This is a genomic window from Micromonospora sp. NPDC047074 (assembly GCF_040643815.1).
GTDB lineage: Bacteria > Actinomycetota > Actinomycetes > Mycobacteriales > Micromonosporaceae > Micromonospora.
In genome coordinates this window covers 142,645-160,190 of the sequence record NZ_JBEYVB010000004.1, presented here as the reverse complement: position 1 = coordinate 160,190, position 17,546 = coordinate 142,645, and the positions used below count along the sequence as shown (strand labels likewise).

19 protein-coding genes are annotated in these 17,546 nt (G+C 70.9%); 4 read left to right on the top strand and 15 right to left on the bottom strand.

Annotation, left to right across the window (positions count from 1 at the left end):
• Window positions 1-32: 32 nt before the first annotated feature.
• The 13 genes from ABZ809_RS09350 to ABZ809_RS09290 form a co-directional block, all read right to left on the bottom strand.
• Entirely contained in the window at window positions 33-281 is a 249-nt protein-coding gene (locus tag ABZ809_RS09350) for an acyl carrier protein (RefSeq protein WP_357561972.1), read from the bottom strand.
• 34 nt (window positions 282-315) lie between these two features.
• Entirely contained in the window at window positions 316-1,395 is a 1,080-nt protein-coding gene (locus ABZ809_RS09345) for an acyl-CoA dehydrogenase family protein (protein ID WP_357561971.1), read from the bottom strand.
• Between the two features lie 46 nt (window positions 1,396-1,441).
• Window positions 1,442-2,146 (bottom strand): tyrosine-protein phosphatase, encoded by a 705-nt coding sequence (locus tag ABZ809_RS09340; RefSeq protein ID WP_357561970.1) that lies wholly within the window; start codon window positions 2,144-2,146, stop codon window positions 1,442-1,444.
• Complete coding sequence (locus tag ABZ809_RS09335; RefSeq protein WP_357561969.1) at window positions 2,146-3,474, bottom strand: radical SAM protein; 1,329 nt, start codon at window positions 3,472-3,474, stop codon at window positions 2,146-2,148. Before ABZ809_RS09335 ends, ABZ809_RS09340 begins: the two co-directional genes overlap by 1 nt.
• Complete coding sequence (locus tag ABZ809_RS09330; protein WP_357561968.1) at window positions 3,471-4,154, bottom strand: hypothetical protein; 684 nt, start codon at window positions 4,152-4,154, stop codon at window positions 3,471-3,473. The genes ABZ809_RS09335 and ABZ809_RS09330 overlap by 4 nt, the downstream gene beginning before the upstream one ends.
• Window positions 4,151-4,774: a 2OG-Fe(II) oxygenase family protein gene (locus ABZ809_RS09325; protein WP_357561967.1), complete on the bottom strand. Its 624-nt coding sequence runs from the start codon at window positions 4,772-4,774 to the stop codon at window positions 4,151-4,153. The genes ABZ809_RS09330 and ABZ809_RS09325 overlap by 4 nt, the downstream gene beginning before the upstream one ends.
• Entirely contained in the window at window positions 4,758-5,528 is a 771-nt protein-coding gene (locus tag ABZ809_RS09320; RefSeq protein ID WP_357561966.1) for an alpha/beta fold hydrolase, read from the bottom strand. The genes ABZ809_RS09325 and ABZ809_RS09320 overlap by 17 nt, the downstream gene beginning before the upstream one ends.
• Window positions 5,525-6,382: a hypothetical protein gene (locus ABZ809_RS09315; protein ID WP_357561965.1), complete on the bottom strand. Its 858-nt coding sequence runs from the start codon at window positions 6,380-6,382 to the stop codon at window positions 5,525-5,527. Before ABZ809_RS09315 ends, ABZ809_RS09320 begins: the two co-directional genes overlap by 4 nt.
• A complete protein-coding gene (locus tag ABZ809_RS09310; RefSeq protein ID WP_357561964.1) occupies window positions 6,379-8,283 on the bottom strand; it encodes a hypothetical protein in 1,905 nt (634 codons plus the stop codon). The genes ABZ809_RS09315 and ABZ809_RS09310 overlap by 4 nt, the downstream gene beginning before the upstream one ends.
• 4 nt (window positions 8,284-8,287) lie before the next feature.
• The gene (locus ABZ809_RS09305; RefSeq protein WP_357561963.1) at window positions 8,288-8,947 is read right to left on the bottom strand and encodes a 2OG-Fe(II) oxygenase; all 660 of its coding nucleotides are present in this window, start codon (window positions 8,945-8,947) and stop codon (window positions 8,288-8,290) included.
• A 53-nt stretch (window positions 8,948-9,000) separates the two neighbouring features.
• A complete protein-coding gene (locus ABZ809_RS09300) occupies window positions 9,001-9,210 on the bottom strand; it encodes a hypothetical protein (protein WP_357561962.1) in 210 nt (69 codons plus the stop codon).
• A gap of 103 nt (window positions 9,211-9,313) precedes the next feature.
• Entirely contained in the window at window positions 9,314-10,576 is a 1,263-nt protein-coding gene (locus ABZ809_RS09295; protein ID WP_357561961.1) for a hypothetical protein, read from the bottom strand.
• Window positions 10,573-11,676, bottom strand: coding sequence for an aminotransferase class I/II-fold pyridoxal phosphate-dependent enzyme (locus tag ABZ809_RS09290; RefSeq protein WP_357561960.1), 1,104 nt, complete (start codon window positions 11,674-11,676; stop codon window positions 10,573-10,575). Before ABZ809_RS09290 ends, ABZ809_RS09295 begins: the two co-directional genes overlap by 4 nt.
• 105 nt (window positions 11,677-11,781) lie before the next feature.
• Between ABZ809_RS09290 and truD the strand changes: the two genes are divergently transcribed.
• Both truD and ABZ809_RS09280 read left to right on the top strand, forming a co-directional pair.
• Window positions 11,782-12,813 (top strand): tRNA pseudouridine(13) synthase TruD, encoded by a 1,032-nt coding sequence (truD, locus tag ABZ809_RS09285; protein WP_357561959.1) that lies wholly within the window; start codon window positions 11,782-11,784, stop codon window positions 12,811-12,813.
• Between the two features lie 22 nt (window positions 12,814-12,835).
• Window positions 12,836-13,459 (top strand): 2OG-Fe(II) oxygenase family protein, encoded by a 624-nt coding sequence (locus ABZ809_RS09280; protein WP_357561958.1) that lies wholly within the window; start codon window positions 12,836-12,838, stop codon window positions 13,457-13,459.
• A gap of 99 nt (window positions 13,460-13,558) precedes the next feature.
• Here ABZ809_RS09280 and ABZ809_RS09275 read toward each other — a convergent pair whose 3' ends face one another.
• On the bottom strand, window positions 13,559-14,440 hold the full coding sequence (locus ABZ809_RS09275; protein WP_357561957.1) for a TauD/TfdA family dioxygenase: 882 nt from the start codon (window positions 14,438-14,440) through the stop codon (window positions 13,559-13,561).
• Window positions 14,441-14,573: 133 nt separating this feature from the next.
• Here ABZ809_RS09275 and ABZ809_RS09270 point away from each other — a divergent pair, with 133 nt between their 5' ends.
• Together ABZ809_RS09270 and ABZ809_RS09265 are read left to right on the top strand one after the other, a co-directional pair.
• Window positions 14,574-15,167: an AAA family ATPase gene (locus ABZ809_RS09270; protein WP_357561956.1), complete on the top strand. Its 594-nt coding sequence runs from the start codon at window positions 14,574-14,576 to the stop codon at window positions 15,165-15,167.
• Window positions 15,131-16,108 (top strand): aldo/keto reductase, encoded by a 978-nt coding sequence (locus tag ABZ809_RS09265; protein WP_357561955.1) that lies wholly within the window; start codon window positions 15,131-15,133, stop codon window positions 16,106-16,108. The genes ABZ809_RS09270 and ABZ809_RS09265 overlap by 37 nt, the downstream gene beginning before the upstream one ends.
• On the opposite strand, the gene ABZ809_RS09260 is transcribed toward ABZ809_RS09265, so the two are convergent.
• Complete coding sequence (locus ABZ809_RS09260) at window positions 16,092-17,465, bottom strand: hypothetical protein (RefSeq protein ID WP_357561954.1); 1,374 nt, start codon at window positions 17,463-17,465, stop codon at window positions 16,092-16,094. The two genes, ABZ809_RS09265 and ABZ809_RS09260, sit on opposite strands and share 17 nt — an antisense overlap.
• Between the last annotated feature and the right edge of the window lie 81 nt (window positions 17,466-17,546).

Below are 17,546 nucleotides of genomic sequence, written 5' to 3'. Positions count from 1 at the left end.
ACCGTCTCAGTCAACTGCCTCGATGGACCGGGTCACCCGCGCTTGTCGGCGACGTATCGCTCGATGCTGCCGAGCGTCCCGAAGTGCGTCGGGGTGATCTCGGTGTCGTCGACCGAAATGCCGAACTCCGACTCCAGGAAGCTGACCATCCCGAGCAGTCCGAGCGAGTCCACGACCCGCTCGTCGATCAGCGGGAAGTCCTCGGTGAGCTGGGCGGGGTCGCCGGACCAGTTGAGGTCGTGGACGACGAAGTTTCGGACCCGGTCGGCGATGGCCGCCACGCTGACTCCTTGGCTGTCGTGCTCGGTGATGGCATCAGAGGCCCATCATGCCGGCGATGATGTTTCGTTGGATATCCGAGGTCCCGGAATAGATCCGGCTGGCCAGCGCGTCGCGCAGATCCCGCTCCTGCTCGGTGCCGGCCATGTACCCGGCCGCCCCGTGCGTGTCGAAGGCGGCCAGGCTGGAGGCGACCAGCGCCTCGCTGACGAACAGCTTGACGATCGACGACTCCATGGTGGTACGCCGACCCTGGTCCTTGAGCCACGCCAGTTGGTACAGCAGGAGCCGGGCCGCCTCCAGCCGCACCCGCATGTCGACGATGCGGGAGGAGACTGCCTGGTTCCGGCCGATCGGCTGGCCGAAACGTCGATGCGTACGGGCGTGGCCGACCGACTCGTCGAGTTGGCGCTGCATCGTGCCGAGTGCGGTGGCGAGGACGAAGCTGCGTTCCCACTCGATGGTGGTGTTGAACACGGTCATGCCACTGCCGCGACCGCCGAGCAATGCGGTGCCCGGCACCCGGCACCCGTCGAGATACACCTCCCCCATCGGCGAGGTGTGCAGGCCGAGCTTCGCCACGGGTCGGCTGACCGACAGCCCAGGTGTGTCCCGCTCGACGACGAAGGCGCACAGCCCACCGAGGCGGGACTCGCCGGGCAGCGCGGCCAGCACGACGAAGACGTCGGCCACCGGGGCGTTGGTGATGAAGGTCTTCGCCCCGTCGAGGATGAAGTCGTCGCCATCCGGCCGGGCCGTGGTCGCCACCGACAGCGCGTCCGAGCCGGAGCCGGACTCGGTCACCGCCTGGACCCCGATGCGTGACCCGTCGCAGAGCGCCGGCAGGTATCGCGCGCGCTGCGTGTCGTCCCCGAACTTCAGGATCGGCAGGGCGCACGACCACAGGTGCGCGTTGAGGGAGAAGAGCAGCCCGTTGTCCCGGCAGCCGTAGCCGAGCGCCTCCAACACCACCACCGTGTCCAGCAACGAGGCTTCCTGGCCGCCGACGGCCTTCGGAAACGGCAGCCCCTGTACGCCGAACTCGGCGCAGCGCTGCCACGCCGTACGGCACAACTCGCCGGTGCGGTCGCGGCCGGGCACATCGTCGTTGAGCATGTCCTGCGCGAACCTACGGGTGCTCTCACGGAGCTGTCGCTGCTCCTCAGTCCAGCCGAACTCCACGTTCCCCCCCATCGTCCCCGCTGGTCAGCAGAATCTGGCGCAGCTGGGGATCCGGCCCGGCCGCCACCTCGTCGGTCAACGCGGCCAGGCAGTCGTCGGCGACCACCTGCCCGATCGACCGCCGCGCGTCACGCCAGCGCGGCGGCAGGAACCGGCGTTGCCGAGCCAGGCAGGCGTTGCTCAGGGTGAAGTCGACACCGATGTCGGCAAGCGGCACCCCGAGCCGACGCAACAGCACCGCCACCACGAGGCCGGTGCGGTCCTTGCCCAGGGAGCAGGCGACCACACCGACCGGGTACCGCCCGAGATGCTCGCCGATCGTCCGCGCGGCGGCGAGGTAACGGGGCATCGCCCGTCGGTACCGCCGCACGGCCGGCTCGTCGACGTCGTCGTCCGGATCGAGGTCCTGGATCGGTAGCCGATGCCAGTGCCAGCCCCGCGCCACCAACGGCCGGGCGTCCCCGTCGCGATCCACCTCGCGATCGGTACGCAGGTCGAAGTAGACACCTGCGCCGACCGTCGTGGTCACCTCGTCGAGCACCGCGTCGTCGTGGTGCACCAGGGTGGCCGACCGCAGCAGCCGGCCCTGGCGGACCACCGCGCCGTCCCCGGCCGGCAGTCCGCCCAGGTCGCGCAGGTTGGCCACCCGGCCGGCGAGCAGCGTACGCGGGGAGTCGGCGTCCATCAGGTCCCGATCGCCTGCGGGATCCGCTCGGTCGACGGGGTCTGGTAGTCGTCGGCGCGGAACAGCAACTGGAGGAACTCCTGCGGGTCGTGTCCGGCGCGCCGCACCTCGTCCGCGTCGACGAAGGTCTGCCGGTTGAACGCGCTGACCTCGCGTTCGGTCATGTCGGCACGCATCTGGTGGTACGGGGTGTAGAGAGTGGGGCGGACCCGGGCGCCGGCCGCGCTGATCATCTCCATCGTCTTGCGGGTGCCTTCGGGGCTGGTGCCGGGCAGACCCACGATGACGAAGCAGTTGAGTTCCACGCCGTACTGGTCGCACCAGCGCACCAGCGTCTCGAATCGGGCGGCCGCGGACCGCTTCACCCGGGGCAGCTCCCCCTCGGCCTCGGTCTCGAACGTCTCCACGCCGACACTGATCCGCACGCACCCCGAACGTGCCATCCGTTCGACCAGTTCCTCGTTCAGGTGGTGCATCGTGGTGGCGCACTTCCAGCGGTACTGGCGCGGTTGGTCGATCAGCGCGTCACAGAGCTGACGGACCCACTGCCGGTCGAGAGTGAAGGTCGGGGCGTAGAAGGCGACGTACTCGAACGGGTGCTCGGCGAAGGAGGTGACGATGTAGTCGACGGCCCGCTCGACGCTGATCCGGCGCTCCCGCAGTCCCTGCATCGTCGGCACGTCGCAGAAGTCGCATCCGACGGGGCAGCCCCGGGCCACCGGCACCACCAGTTCCCGGCGGTCGGGAATGCCGCAGAACTTGTTCTGGTCCCGGTGGTACAGCTGCTCGTAGTGCGCATACGGGATGTCCCGCACGTCGGGCAGCACCCACTGGTCGGCGGGGAACCAGGTCCCGGGCCGGTTCGGCGTCCGCCAACCGGTCGAGGTCCGCAGTGCCACCCCGGGGGCGTCGGCGTCGTCCGGGCGTCCCTCGGCGACCCACCGCACCACCTCGGCGACGCCGGCCTCGTAGTCTCCGCCCTGGACCACCGCGTCGAGGTCGAAGCCCTGGAAGAACTGCGGGTTCTGGAAACTCAGCCGGCCCACGGTCAGCACCGTGCTCTCCGGCGCCAGGGCCCGGACGTAGTCGGCCGCCCGGCGTACCCCCTCGACCACGTCGAAGTCGTTGACCAGGGCGATCACGTCGTACCTGCCCTGGAAGACCAGGTCGCCGAACTCCTTCCACGAGTAGTTCAGCGCGCCCGCGTCCAACGCGTCGACGGTGTGCCCCTGGGCCCGCATGAATGCGGTGATGGAGAAGACAGGCAGGTGATGACCGGCGTTGAAGTAACTGGGCACGTGCGGCGGCCAACACACCAAGATCTTCATGGCCGGTTCCCTCCCTGTAGTTCGTGGACCTGCGCGTCAGCGGCTCGTCCGGACGTGGCGCCGTCGTCACCGATCAGTTCACGGATCACTTGCGCAGCGGTCGGCAACGGGCAGACCGTGGCCGACGGGGCCCGCCCGGACAGCCGGCGGCGTACCCCGGCCAGGCGGGTGCCGAGCGGCCCGCCGACGACGGCGGCCAGCAGCGTCGTTCCCGGCTGGGCCGTGGCCACGTCGACCACGCGCCACCAGTCCCGTCGCCGGAACCGCAGGATCATCGCCAGCAACGGGAGAAAGGCCTTGGTCGCCGGGACCGGGGTGCCCGACTCGGCCTGGGCACGGACCCGCTCCGGCAGGGCGGCGGGATCTCCCCGTCTGATCCGCCAGGCCCGGCGCAGTACCCGCACCAGGCAGGTGGACGTCGCGGCGTCCACCAGCACGACCAGGTCCGCCCGGGGTACCCGCAGCTGCATCGTCGGCAGGTAGTTGCCGTCGATGATCCAGTGCTCGCCACCGGTGAGCCGGGTCTGGTGCTCCAGCCACCACTGCTGGTCGGGGCGGCTCCAGCCCGCGCCCCAGTACTCGTCGTCGAGGTGCCGCAACGGCAGCCCGGTGGCCCGGGCGAGCGAAGCGGCGAAGGTACTCTTGCCCGCCCCGGGGCAGCCGACCACGAGAATCCTCATCGCAGGCCGTGCACCAGCAACGACGTCCGGCTCTGCACGGAGGTCCCGGACACGGCGGTGACCTGGTGCCACGAGTTGCTCGCCTGCGCGAGCAGGGCCGAGGCACCCAGCCGGGGTACGACCCGGCCGACCACGGCCGTCGGGTCGTCGCCGTCGAGGATCTCGAGACAGCCGCCCCACTCCTCCTGCCAGCCGGGGTTGAAGTAGAGGATGTGACTGAACAGCTTGTCGCCCCGGTCGGTGTGCGGGCCGAGCCAGTCGCCGGCGGCGTGCCGGACCAGTCGCACCTCCAACGAGCCGGCCGGCTCCTGGTCGAGCAGTGCGGCCACCCGGGCCCGGTAGGTCGGGTCGACGAGTTCCGCGATCAGCCGCCGCCAGGGCTCCGGCAGTTCGCCGGTGACGTCCACAGCGGGGCCGAGCACTTCCCGGGAGAAGTTGCGGTACTGCTTGCCGGAGGTCCGGGTGCTCTCGTCGCGGCGGGTGTACCCGTCGTCCGGGAACGTCTCCGCCAACCGGTGCGCGGTGTCCGGCGCAAGCAGATCGCCCGGCTCGGTGGCCAGCCACCGGTACGGATGCCGGTGCGATTCCCGCGCCGTCCACGCGTCAGACAGCAGGGGCACGGTCGCCTCCCGTCACCGAGGCCACCCAGTCCAGCACCGTGTCGACGAAGACATCCTGGAGGTCGATCCGTTGCAGGCCGTGCGCCTTTCCCGGCAGTGTCCGCAGCACCAGCGCGGAGCCGTCGCCGAACAGGCCCGAGAGCCACGGCTCGGCCGATGCCCGGGCGAAGTCGTGGTAGTAGTTGTCCTCCTGCCCGTAGAGCAGCAGAGTGGGGATCCTGCGTCGCCACAACGTGGACAACCGGTCCTGGAAGACCTTCCCGACCTCGTCGGGGGTGGCTGCCGCGCCCCGCCCCCGGTCGCCCAGCGGTGGTGCGAGCAGCACCATGGAGGCGAGGGCGGGATGGCCGGCCGCCACGTGCATCGCGGCCCGCGCGCCGTAGCAGGAGCCGACCAGGACGATCCGCCGTGCCCCGGCGGCGACGAGCTGACCGATGGCGGCCTCGACGTCGGGCACGTTCGGGTCGTCGAGAGGATAGTCGCCGATCATGCCGGTGCTCTCGCCGACGCCCCGGTAGTCGATCCGTAGCGACCGGTGCCCCTGCGCGGCGAGCTGCCGGGCCATCCTGACGTAGAGCCGGTTCCGGTTCGTCGACAGCACGTAGACCCCGCCGGAGAGCAGCAGGACGCCCACCCCGCTGTCGGCGGCCGTCGGCTCCGTGAGCACCCCGAAGATGTGCTCGGCGCCGGCACGGAAGTAGAAGGGCCGCTCATCGGCTGCCCGCGCCGGTGGCGCGCCCGCCGCGCCGGTCACGTCGGCAGCACGGTGAGAAACCAGTCCACCGTCTCCTCGATCATGTTCCGTACCGTCTGACGGGTTTCGTCCGGACGCCAGTCGGCGTCGTGCAGCCACCATGACCGGTCCTCCACGAGTCGGCTGGCGTGTACGCGTAGCCCACGTTCCGTCAGGCTCTCCGCCGCCCGGCGGGCGGAGCCGTCGCCACCGATCTCGACGAGGCAGACGTCGCGCGGTGCGGTCCCGGCCAGTTCGGTGAACACCAACGACTGGGCCGAGTCGTACAGTTCGGGAGGCAGCGGGTAACCGACGACGTCGGCCGGCTCGCCCCGGGCCAGCCGCACGCGCGGTTCCTCGGCCTCGGCGAACGCGGCACTCCCCTCGGCCAGCCGCCCCACCCGCTCGATCCGCAGCAGCTCCCGGAAGTATCCGGCGCCCGTACCGGGAGCGCCCCAGGCGGTCAGCGGCATGTCGGTGTCCGCGCTCGCCGCCGCGGCGACGAGCGCGCCGAACCGGGCACCGAAGTAGCCGACCCGGGTGGCCCCGGACTCCGCCCGCCCCCACGCCTCGACCTGGCGGGCCTGTGCCACCAGGGCCGCGAAGTCGGGGCTGCCGTCGTCGCTGTTACCCGAGCCCAGGTAGTGGAACCGCACGGCGGCCACCCCCCGCTCGGCGAGCCGCCGGGCGAGCAGCACCTCGCGCCGGTAGTTGTACTTCCACTCCGCCCCGATGGAGGAACAGAGCACCACCAGCGACCGGGCGACGCCCGCCGGCCGGTGCAGGCAGCCGAACAGGGCGGCGCCGGGCGCGCCGAGGAACCGGGGAATCTCCTCGGTGCCGTCGTGGTGGAGCAGGGTGGCCGTACCGGTCATCGGACCGGATCCCCGCTGCGCGCGCCGACCAGCCCGGGCAGGCTGGCGAACCGGGCCCGGGCGTAGGCGAGGTCGAACCCGCTTGCCGCCACCAGCCGGATGCTGTGCAGATCGACGCCGAGGTCGACCGGCAGGTCGAAGTCGAAGTCGAGAGTCTGGTCCTGGGCCGGCACCGTCCGGGCCTCCTGGTGTACGCAACGGTCGTTGGCCTTGTCGAAGAAGCGCAGCTGCACCTGCACCACGTCGACCAGCCGGGACGACGGCGGTGGGACCCGCAGGGCGGCCCGCAGCCGGAACGGTTCGCCACCCTGGCCGGTACGCGGGCTGGACACCACCGTCAACGAGACGCCTTCGAGCCGGCTCGCCCGGATCGGGCCGCACACCAGGCACAGTTCGGCCGTGCGACGCTCGGCGGGCACCTCGTCGGCACCGAAGATGTGCACCTCGGTCGGGGTCGTGCAGCGCAGGCACGGATCGCCCGGACGGATCTCGGCCAGGTTCTGGTCGTAGTGCCCGATGTCGAAGGCGTCCAGGCTGGCCCGCGACTCCAACAGCAGTTGGGCCAGGGCCCGGTCCCACTGGCCGATGCCGAACCGGATCAGCGTCGTGTTGCGCAGCAGTCGCTGCCGGGACGCGCCGGACGGCTCGACCTGAGCCCACTTCAGAGCGTTGAGGGTGGAGCGTTCCAGGTGCGCGAAGCGGGTACGCAACGGGTCGAGAGCAGCCTCACCCTCGTCACCGAGCCATGCCCGCGCCGCACGCAGCAGCCGCCGGCCACGCTCGGCGTGCCGCAGCACCCGGCTGAGCCACTCCGCCGGATGCTCGTCCCGATCGTCGGCCGCGCCCGCGTCGACGCCGGCGGGCTCGCCGCCGCCCGTCGTGGCGAGAGCCAGGCACGGGTCCCCGTGCAGGACGAACGCGTCGGCTTGCCCGATCCGGCCACTCATCTCGTTGAGCCGCAGCACGATCCGGCCGAGTGCGTGACCGTCGGCCAGGCCGGTGGAGAGCGCGGTGACCATCTCGTCGGGGGCGACCAGCGGGCGGATCGGTGCGATCAGCGCCCCCGACCAGCCCTCGACGAAGGAAACGGCCATCGACACCGACGACGGGTAGAGCTCACTGGCGACGTTGAACCCGTTGCAGCACACGAAGCAGACGACCGGGGCGGCGAGCTCGTCGGCGAACACCACCTCGGCATCGATGGCCGGGGCCCGTTTGCACCGGCGCTCCGGCCGGGCGCAGCCGGCCTCCGGAGCGTCGGCGAACTCCACCTCGTCGGGCAGGCCACAGCACACGACGCCGGGCAGCTTGGCGTGGCCACCCTCGCCGTGGCTGCGCAGCACCTTGGCCAGCGCGGGGTGGACCAGGCAGCCGGCGAGATCCTCGGGTACGCCGGAGCGGTTCTCCTCCGCGCGGTGGGAGGGTGCGTCGAACACGTCGATGCCGGTGAGCCCGGCGCGCGGCAACAGCAGCGCCTTGGCCACCGAGAAGGACAGCCCGGCGGCGTCCCGCCCGCAGAGGAACCCGACCGGCCGACCGGATTCGCGGGCCGCCGCCGAGAGCGCCGCCAGGGCCCGCACCCGCAACTGGTGGGTGCGGGCGATCACGACCAGGTGGGGCTCGACGCTGTCCACCACCGACGTCACGAGCTCGTCGAGGGTCTCCCCGACCACCAGCCGACTACCACTGTGGACGGCGTAGACCCGGGCGGCCGGCAGCGCCTCGGCGCCCCAGGCGAGCACCAGGCGGGCACCGGGTCGGGCTGGCGCGACCCGGTCGTACTGGGTGGTGAGAACCTCGTCCCACAGCCGTGCCTTGACCGGGGAGTCCGGGCGCAGCACCGGGATGTCGCCTGCGGCGGAGGTGGGAGTCTCGTCGAGCCGAGTCGTCCAGTGGATCAAGTGACTACTCGCCCCAGAACCAGACCTGAAGCAGCTTGCGCGACCGCTGGCCACCCATCTCGATCCGGGACACGGAGTGCCAGGCGTTGTCGGTGCGACGCAGGACGAGCGAGTTGTTGGGCGTGGGCGGGATCTCGGTGTGCACGTCCTCCGGGTCGTCGGAGGAGAGCACCCGGAAGCAGCCGCCCATCTCGCGGGTCCAGTTGTCGGTCAGGTACATCAGGTGGGTGACGATCTTGTGCGGCTTGTCGACGTGCGGGGTGAAGAACGCGCCCTCGTCGAACCGCCAGAAGTGCGCCTGCATCTGGAGCCCACGCACGTCGACGCCGGTGAGGTCGGTCAGCCGCTCCCGGTATTCCGCCGAGGTGAGGTCCTCGGCCACCTGGAGCCAGATGTCGTCCAGCTCGCCCGGCTCGTGCGGCTTGGTCTCGCCCAGCTCCAACAGCGCCCGGGTGGCGACGTTGTGCTGGTACCACGCGTCACTGCCCTTCTTGCCGATCGCCTCAAGGATCCGCCGCTGCGAGTGCCACTCGAAGCCGGTGGTGGGGAACGCCTCGATCAGCTTGTCGGGGTCGGTGAAGGCGCCCTCGTAGTAGGCCCACGGGAACGGATCGGTGTGGAACTCGGCCGAGCCCAGCGTGTCCATGTTCACGATGCTGCTCATCAACGTCTTCCTTTGGAGGTCTAGGGCGAAGATGTGTTGGCCGAAGCTACCGGCTACCAGCTGACCCGCATTTGCTGGACGTGCCGTTCCGCCAGACCCTCACTAAGCAGGGCGTCGACATCGCCATCGAGAAGGGCGGTCAATTGCGATTCGGTGAGCTCATAGCGCTTGGCCACCTCGGTGGGATTCAACTCCCATTCACGCTGCAACTGTGAATTGGAGAACAGGCCGTCGAGGAGCACGTCGATATTGGGTTTGGACACGCTTTCTCCCCACACGTCACCGCAATTATCGCGGTCGATTCTATGGTTAGGAGTCTTGGCGTGTCAAGGAAAGTAGGGGCCACTATTTGCCGCTACCGCCCGGTCACCGAGCGCTGTTGCCGACGGCGTGCCGCACCGCGTCCTCCTCGGGTGGCAGCCAGTCGCAGGAGTCGTCCCACCAGGACTCCAGTCGGGCCATTCGCTCGTCCAGGTCTTCATCGGCGGGGCCGGCGAGCAGGATCTTGGCGATGTTGTCGGAAATGGACCGTGCTCCCTGGTAGCGGGTACCGGGCCGGCCGCTCGCGGCATATCGGTACACCCCCGGAATCGGGCAATTGTCCGGAACGCTCAACAGGCGACCCCTTTTCGGTGCGAACCAGCCGAAGCCGGCAAGCTGTCGGGGCTCCACCTGCCCCGCGACGGCCGAGGGGTCCTCCCCCGCCTGACCGCGCAGCGACGCGGCGTAGAGGTTCACCCCCAGGGCCCGCTCGTAGGTGGGGACGATGCCTCCGCCGCCGGGTCGGCAGGCGATCTCGCAGAGCAGCAACCGGTCGTCCGGGCAGTGGAACACCTCGGCGTGGAACGCGGTCGCCTCGGCCGGCGCGGGCAGGGCGGCCACCACGGTGGCCATCAGATCGCGCAGCCGTTGCCCGGTCCGATCGGCTGCGGGCAACATCCAGCTGATGAACGGGCGGGAGTGGGTCACCGCGTCGAGGTTCGGATAGCGCATCCGCGACGGCCAGCACTGGAGCACCCGGCCGCCGGCCATGAGCCCGTCCACGTGGTAGACCGGACCCGCCACCCAGGACTCGACCAGGAACCGGTCGGGGGCGCTCCCGGCGTGCTCGGCCACGAACCGCCGCACCGCAACCTGGTCGGACAACACCTGGACCCCCACCGACCCGGCTCCGGACACCGGCTTCACCACGCAGGGCAGCCCGTTGGTCGCGACGAAGTCATCCAGCTCGGCCACCCGGCCGAGCAGTCGCATCGCGGCCACGGGCACGCCCGCCGCCGCGGCGATCGTCTTCATCCGGTGCTTGTCGCGATAGGCGCGGGCGCTGTCCAGGTTCTGCCCGGGCAGCCCCAGCCGCTGCCTGACCCGGGCCGCCCGCAGCACGTCGATCTCGGTCGTACCGATGATCCGCCGCACCCGGTGTTTCCGGCCGATCTCGACCAGAGCCTGCTCGACATCGGGGTGGTCGTAGTCCTCCACGACCGTGACCTGCCGGTACCCGGCCGGTTCGGGCGCCCCTGACCGGAGCGCGGAGGCCGCCGTGACCAGGACCAGGTCCTCGCCCAGGTCGGCGAGCCAGCCGGGGATCCGGTCGACGATCGGCCGGCGGTTCAGCACCAGGAGCGTCACGGCGCGGTCACCGCATCGTCGGGCTCGCCAACCGTCGACAGCCCCGCCAGCAGAGCGCGTACGGCCGACTCGGTGGTGTCCTGATCGCCGACGGTGAAGCGGAGGCAGCCGGCCATGCCGGTGATGGCCGAGAGGTTCTTGACCCGATAGCCGGCGGTGGAGAGCGCCCGTTCGGTCGCGGCGGCCCGCTGCGCCGTGCCGAGCGGCACGGTCAGGAAGTTGCCGCCGGAGGGCAGTGGCTCCAGCCCTCGCTCCCGCAGCCGCCGCTCCGCCAGGGACCGGGCCGACCGGATGTCCGCCCAGATCTCCTCCAGCACGTCGGCGCGGTCGAGCATCGCCCGCACCACCTGCAATGTCACGCCGGACACGGTCTGTTCCAACTGGGTGCGCGCCAACTCGTGGATCCGCCCCGGCGCGCCGGCCAGCAGCCCGACGCGGGCGCCGGCCAGGCCGTGCGACTTGGAGAGGGTCTGCACCACCAGGACCGGGCCGCCCCGGCGGGCCAGCTGGGCGCCGATCGGGCCGTCGAAGGCCTGGTAGCAGCTGTCGATGACGAGAAGGTGGTCGCGCTCGGCGGCCACCCGCGTCAACTCGTCGAGCTGGGCGCCGGAGAAGACCCAACCGCCCGGCCCGTTCGGCACGCTCACCACCACGAGGGCGCCATTCGTCGCGCGGGCCCTGGCCAGCAGCCGGGCCGCCTGGTCGTCCGGCCCGCCGCCGACCCGCTCCAGCGGCAGCCGATGCAGGGCCGAGACGTTCTCCCACACGTCGTAGTTCGGGTATTGAAGTAGGATTTGGCCATTGTCCCCGCTACTGGCCGCATAGTGCGCGCACACCAGCCGTAGCGCGGAATCCGAACCGGGCGTGACGAGGAACTCATCCTCGGGAATTCCGAAGAAGTCGGCTATCGCGGCTATCGCGCCGGCTCCGACCGGGTAGCGGCGGAGTAACTCCGGGTCAACCTCGGTCAGAGCTTGCCGCAGCACTTCGCCGATCCGCGGATGCAACAGTTCGTTGCTGCTCAGATTGAGCCGTGAATCCGGTGAACGCCGCTTGAAAACCTCGAATCCGCCACCGGCGGAACCAATGCCTGGTGGCACAGTCACCCCTGACCGAGATTTATTGACAGTCGCACATGTCGGCGCCTACCATACGAATCCGCTTCGGGTTAGTCAAGGCATCCCTTTATTTTGGAGAAGGCGGCCATGGTCGGCGACCAGCCTGTGTTGAAGTTCGTTCCCGAGGACTTTGTGGTCCGGGAGAATATGGTCGTCGAGCTGACGCCGGCGGAGCGGGCCGAGCAGCACTACCTGTTGATGCGGAAATGCGGCTTCACCACGATGGAGGCGGTGCGACTGGTCGCCGCCGAGCTGGGGCTGCCCTCCACCGAGGTCACCTACGGCGGCCTCAAGGACGAGGACGGGCACACCGAGCAGTTGGTCGCCGTTCCGGCGGGCACCCTGCCGCTGGAGACCGCGGCCCAGGGCTGGTGGGTCGCCCAGGAAGCCGGGCGGTGGCTGGAGCTGCGGCACTACGGCTACGGCAACGCGCCCCTGGAGGTCGGCAAGCTCGAGGGCAACGGCTTCCGGATCCTGGTCCGAAACCTCGACCACGAGACCGCCGCCCGGCTCGGCGCCCGTGGCAAGGTCACCGCCCTCTACCTCAACTACTACGACACGCAGCGGTTCGGAGTGCCCAACGGGCCCAAGCGGACCCACCACGTCGGCGCGGCGATCCTCGATCGGCGCTGGGATGACGCCCTGCGGGAACTCGCCGGCCTCGGCGCGCCGGAAAGCTCCGGCGCCGGGGCGTGGACCGGTGCGCCGGAGGCGTACTTCACCCGGCTCGACCCCCGGACCACCTCGTTCTACCTGGCCGCGTTCGCCTCCGACCGCTGGAACCGGGAGCTGTCCGCCCTGGTCGAGCAGGCCTGTCCAGGGGAGCACTTCCCGGTCGTGGTGGACGGCATCACCTATCGGTACGTGACCTCGCCGCAGGCCGCCGCCCGGGTGCTGGTCCAGGCGACCATGCTGCCGTACGACCGCTACAGCTTCGTCGACGGGGCCCCGGTGGTGCGGCAGTCGCAGCGCACCACGGTGGTACAGACGACGATCTCGGTCGACGCCCCGTGCGACGACCACCGGTTCGCCGGGCGAAGCAGTCTGGGGCTGCGCTTCTTCCTGCCGTCGGGCAGCTATGCCACCGCCGCCGTCCGCCAGGTCATGGCGTACGCGTGAAGTCTTGAGAAGGGCTGGCGCAATGTCGACCACCAACGTCCATGATGAGCTGATCGACACGCTGCGGACGGCAACGCTGACCGTCGATCCGTGGCCGCACAGCTATCTCCCGACCACTCTGCCGCAGGAGTTGGCCCTGCGGCTGTCCCGCTCCTTCGACGGGTTCGCCATGCAGTCGTGCGAGGAGACCGAACGGGAGAAGAGCTACCGGTTCCGCACCACCCGGCTGGACGGGGTGAGCCCGGGCAGCCTGCCGGATCAGGGGTGGGCCGCCCTGGTCGACGTCCTGTCCGGTCCCGCCTACCGGGAGACGATCAGCGAACTGACGCACGTCCCACTCGACGGCAGCGAACTGACCCTCAGCCTCTGGGAGTACCAGAGCGGTGACTGGCTCGCGGCGCACGTGGACAAGCCGGACAAGATCGTGACCCAGATCTTCTACCTGACCGAGTCCTGGCAGCCGGGCGACGGTGGCCGGCTGTTGATCCTCGACACGGCCGACGCGGTGACACCGTCCCGGACGCTTCCCCCGACGTTGGGCGCCAGCGCGGTGCTGGTGCGCTCCGAGCGGTCCTGGCACGCGGTCGAAGCCCCCGCCACCACCGCGGCCCACCGGCGTTCGGTCACCGCCACCTTCTGGCGCTGACCTCGGCGCCGGGGCCGCACCGGCGGGCGCAGTCCGGCGGGATCGCCGACCCGGCCGGCGGTCCGGCCGGGTCGCGTCTCTCCGCCGTGCCGGCGACGCTCAGTCGCGCACCGTGGCCAGATCGCTGAAGACGTGCAGGTTGTAGATCAGGCGGCTGGAGGGCACCCGCGTGCCGTCCGGCCCGGTGGTCCAGGCGGGGAAGGCGCGTCGACCGTGGGTGACCCGGTCGTTGTCGAGCAGCACCAGGTCACCGGCGTCGAGTACGGTCTCGAACCGCACCGCGGCCAGCGCGGCGTCGAGGTCGGCGAGCGCCCCGACGACCTGGTCGGCCGTCTCACCGTTGGCCGCGTGCTCCCGGATGCCCTCCCAGTAACGCAGTTGCCACTCGCCGTCGCCCCTGACCCGCAGGATGGGGGCGACGACCGGGACGTCCGGGTACGGCTCCTCGGTGCTGATCGGCACCCGCGACAGCGTCGAGAGCACCTCGGCGGCGCGCTTTGCGCCGTGGTTGTCCCGCAGCCAGGCCACCGCGTCGTCGAGCCGCGCGAACTGCGACTGGCCGTTGTCGATCTCCGTGTCGGCCAGGCGTACGCCGGGGTCGGCCATCAGCATCATGAGCATCCGGGGCTGCACCGGAGCAGCGGCCCGCGCGGTGTGCGGATCCAGCTTGGTCGCGCCCTGGGTGTACGCCCGTTCCGCGTCCTCGGGCAGCTCGCTGCGGTACCAGACCCGGGTCACCCACTTCGTGGTGTCCGCCAGATCCGGCTGCTCCGCCTGATTGCGCGGCTCTGGCCGGCCGAGTCGGCAGGCGAACCGCAGCAGGACATCCGGCTCGGCCGGGAAGCCCGCGAGCACGGCGATCCCGTCCTCGCGCAACGTCGCCAGCACCCGCTCCAGGATCTCCCGACCCGGCGGGTAGTCGGTCAGGCCGATCCGGGTGACGACCCGCGATCTCGGGTCATTCGACACAACTGGGGTCACGACGCCCTCCATCTACCAGCCCGTCTGTCAGGGCATGGATCCTTGTAAGATCCGGAGCGGGCACAAGTCTCGCGGGGCGGCTCGTCAAGGTCAACCCCGGTCGATGTCACCACTGAACAGTCTGAGGACGACAATGACGGTCGGAGAACCAGCGTTGGATGCTCCTGGCCCCACCCCGGGGAGCGCGCCGCAGCGCGTGGTCGTCATCGGCACGAGCGGGGCCGGCAAATCCACCCTGTCGGAGCCGCTGGCCCGTTGGATCGGTGCCGAGCACATCGAGCTGGACGGCATCCAGCACGGCCCCAACTGGGCGCAGACCCCGATCGAGGTGTTCCGCGAGCGGGTGGCCGAGCGGGCCCAGCAGCCCCGGTGGGTCTTCGACGGCAACTACATCGACAAGGTGAGTCAGACACTGTGGCCGCTGGCCGATACGGTGATCTGGCTCGACATCCCGCTGCGGGTGATCCTGCCCCGGCTGGCCCGCCGCAGCCTCTCCCGCATCCTGCGCGGGACCGAGCTGTGGTCCGGCAATCGTGAGGGGTGGTCGGCCCTGCTCGGCCGCAACTCCGTGCTGCTGTGGGCCGTCCGCTCGCACCGACGGCACCAGCGGGAGCTTCCCGAACGGCTGGCCGCGCTGGCCGGCACCGGCACCCGGGTGGTGCGGCTGCGCTCCTCGGCGGAGGCGGACCGATGGCTGGCGGACGTGACCGACCCGAAGCGGAGCTGAACGGCGTGCGCTATCGGTGCCTGGGGCACTCCGGGCTGCGGGTGTCGGTGCTCGGTCTCGGCTGTAGTCATCTCGGCACCCGGCTCGACGCCACCGGGACCGAGCGGCTCGTGCGAGCAGCGGTGCACGCCGGAGTGGTGCTCTTCGACACCGCCGACGTCTACGGCAAGGGAGCCAGCGAAGAGGCGCTGGGCCGCGCGTTGACCGGGCTCCGGGACGAGGTGGTGATCGCGACCAAGGGCCGGTGGGCCGTCGGCCGGGGCCCCAACCACCGGGGAGCCTCGCGAATCCACCTGCGCCGCGCCGTCGAGGCGAGCCTCCGGCGGCTGGGTACGGATCACATCGACCTCTACCAGATCCACGCCCCCGATCCGAACACGCCGATCGAGGAGACCGTCGAGGCGATCGACGAACTGGTGCGCAGCGGCAAGATCCGGTACGCCGGAACGTCGAACTTCGCAGGCTGGCAGTTGGTCGACGCCCACTGGCACGCCCACTCGTCGCGGCGGACCCGTCTCGTCAGCACCCAGGCGCCCTACAACCTGCTGGACCACACGGTCGAGCGGGACGTCCTGCCGGCCGCCCAGCACTGCCGCCTGGGTTTCATCGCCTGCCTGGTGCTGGCGCGGGGCTTCCTGGCCGCCGGGCCGGACACGGCCCGCGATCCGGCGACCCTGACCGCGAAACAACGGGCCTACCTGACCGAGGAGAACATCCTGCGCCGCAGCGTGCTGGCCCGCTTCGCCGCCGAACGCGGCCTGAGCCCGGCCGACGTGGCGCTCGCCGCCATCGTGGACCGTCCCGGCGTCTCCGCGGTGCTGGCCGGCGCCAGCGACCCGCAGCAACTGGCCGCGAACGTCGCCGCGGTGGGACAGGGGCTCTCCGCCGCCGACGCGGCACTGCTGCGCGCCGACCTGGCAGCCGTCAGCCTGCCGGGGTGATCTGCGCACCCACCTTGATCAGCTTGCCCAACAGGTCGTCGTAGCCGCGGTCGAGGTGTGCCACGCCGTGCACGGTGGTGGGACCGGCGATGCCCAGCGCGGCGAGCACGAGCACGGCCGCGCCGCGCACGTCCGAGGCCTGGAGGGTACGTCCGGCACGGGCGGGTCGGGCCGGGCGCACCCGCGCCTCGCCCGCCGAGACCGTGATGTCGGCGCCCAACTCGACCAGTTGGGTGGCGTACTGGAACCGGTTGTGCCACACCGTGTCCCGGATACGGGCCGGACCGTCGGCACCGGTGAGCAGCAGGGTCAGGAACGGCTGGGCATCGCTGAAGATGCCTCGTGAGGCGACCGTGACGTCGACGGCACGAAGCGGCCCCCCGCCGGACCGGGCCACCAGCGCGCCGTCGTCGGCCCAGTGGAGCTCGACCCCCATCGCGGCCAGGGCCCGCACCTCGGCCGCGATGCCGGTCAGGTCGCCGGGGACCATGCCGGTCAACCGCAGGTCGTCGGCCGCCAGGTATCGGGAGCAGGTCAGGTAGGTGAGCGCCTCGAGCCCGTCGGCTGGCAACCGGTGGGCGTAGTCGGCGACCCGCCGGCCGGTGCCGTGGACGGTGATGCTGGACTCGTCCTGCTCCACCCTGACACCGGCGGCCCGCGCGGACGCGATCAGCTCGGTCACGTCCGGCTTCGGGTACGGGTGGTGGATGACGCTGCGACCCTGTGCCGCCATCGCGGCGATGAGCGCGGTCTTCGTCGCTCCCGAGTAGAGCGGCCCGGTCATCAGGACCGGGTCGTCCATGTAGTCGCGCATGTCGATGTCGGTGCCGGTCAGCCGGTCGGCGGTGGCGACCAGTTCCTCACCGTCGGCGTCCGCCTGTGCGCCGAAGCGCCGCAACACGTCCACGATGTGCCCCACCGGCCGCGCGCCACCGGCGGCGGAGCCGATCCGGCAGCCACCGAAGCCCGCTGCCCGGACCTGTCCGGTGCGGGCCAGCACCGCCGGCACGAGATACAGCGTGCCGTGCACCCGGGTGGAGAGTTCGGACGGCAACTCCGTGCCGGTCAGACCGGCCAGGTCCAGTTCGAGCAGTGCCCGGTCCCGGTCGTGCCGCGCGATCCCACCGAGGTGGCGTACCGAGGCGCAGAGCACCCGGGTGTCGTCGAGGTCGGGCACGTTGGCGATGCGCACCCGCCCGCCGATCGCCACCGCCCCGGCCAGCACGGACACGAGCGCGTGTTTGAAGCCGGCGATCGGAACCGTGCCGGTCAGCGGGACGCCGCCCTCGATCTGCCAGGTCGCGCCGGCGGAACCCCGGGAGACAGGTGTGCCAGCATTCGAAACAACCAATGTCACGGCCCTTGGGTTAGACTCGCGCGACCATCGCGTCAGCCGGGGTCGATTGCCGCTGGGGCAAAGGCGTTCGAAGGCTACCGA

What these genes read in the sequence shown, in the direction of transcription:
- ABZ809_RS09280 (WP_357561958.1), top strand. Translation starts at nt 12,836, where the DNA reads ATGTCGACCACCAACGTCCATGATGAGCTGATCGACACGCTGCGGACG.
- ABZ809_RS09345 (WP_357561971.1), bottom strand. Translation starts at nt 1,395, where the DNA reads ATGCTCAACGACGATGTGCCCGGCCGCGACCGCACCGGCGAGTTGTGC.
- ABZ809_RS09305 (WP_357561963.1), bottom strand. Translation starts at nt 8,947, where the DNA reads ATGAGCAGCATCGTGAACATGGACACGCTGGGCTCGGCCGAGTTCCAC.
- ABZ809_RS09340 (WP_357561970.1), bottom strand. Translation starts at nt 2,146, where the DNA reads ATGGACGCCGACTCCCCGCGTACGCTGCTCGCCGGCCGGGTGGCCAAC.
- ABZ809_RS09270 (WP_357561956.1), top strand. Translation starts at nt 14,574, where the DNA reads ATGACGGTCGGAGAACCAGCGTTGGATGCTCCTGGCCCCACCCCGGGG.
- truD (WP_357561959.1), top strand. Translation starts at nt 11,782, where the DNA reads ATGGTCGGCGACCAGCCTGTGTTGAAGTTCGTTCCCGAGGACTTTGTG.
- ABZ809_RS09330 (WP_357561968.1), bottom strand. Translation starts at nt 4,154, where the DNA reads ATGAGGATTCTCGTGGTCGGCTGCCCCGGGGCGGGCAAGAGTACCTTC.
- ABZ809_RS09335 (WP_357561969.1), bottom strand. Translation starts at nt 3,474, where the DNA reads ATGAAGATCTTGGTGTGTTGGCCGCCGCACGTGCCCAGTTACTTCAAC.
- ABZ809_RS09265 (WP_357561955.1), top strand. Translation starts at nt 15,131, where the DNA reads ATGGCTGGCGGACGTGACCGACCCGAAGCGGAGCTGAACGGCGTGCGC.
- ABZ809_RS09315 (WP_357561965.1), bottom strand. Translation starts at nt 6,382, where the DNA reads ATGACCGGTACGGCCACCCTGCTCCACCACGACGGCACCGAGGAGATT.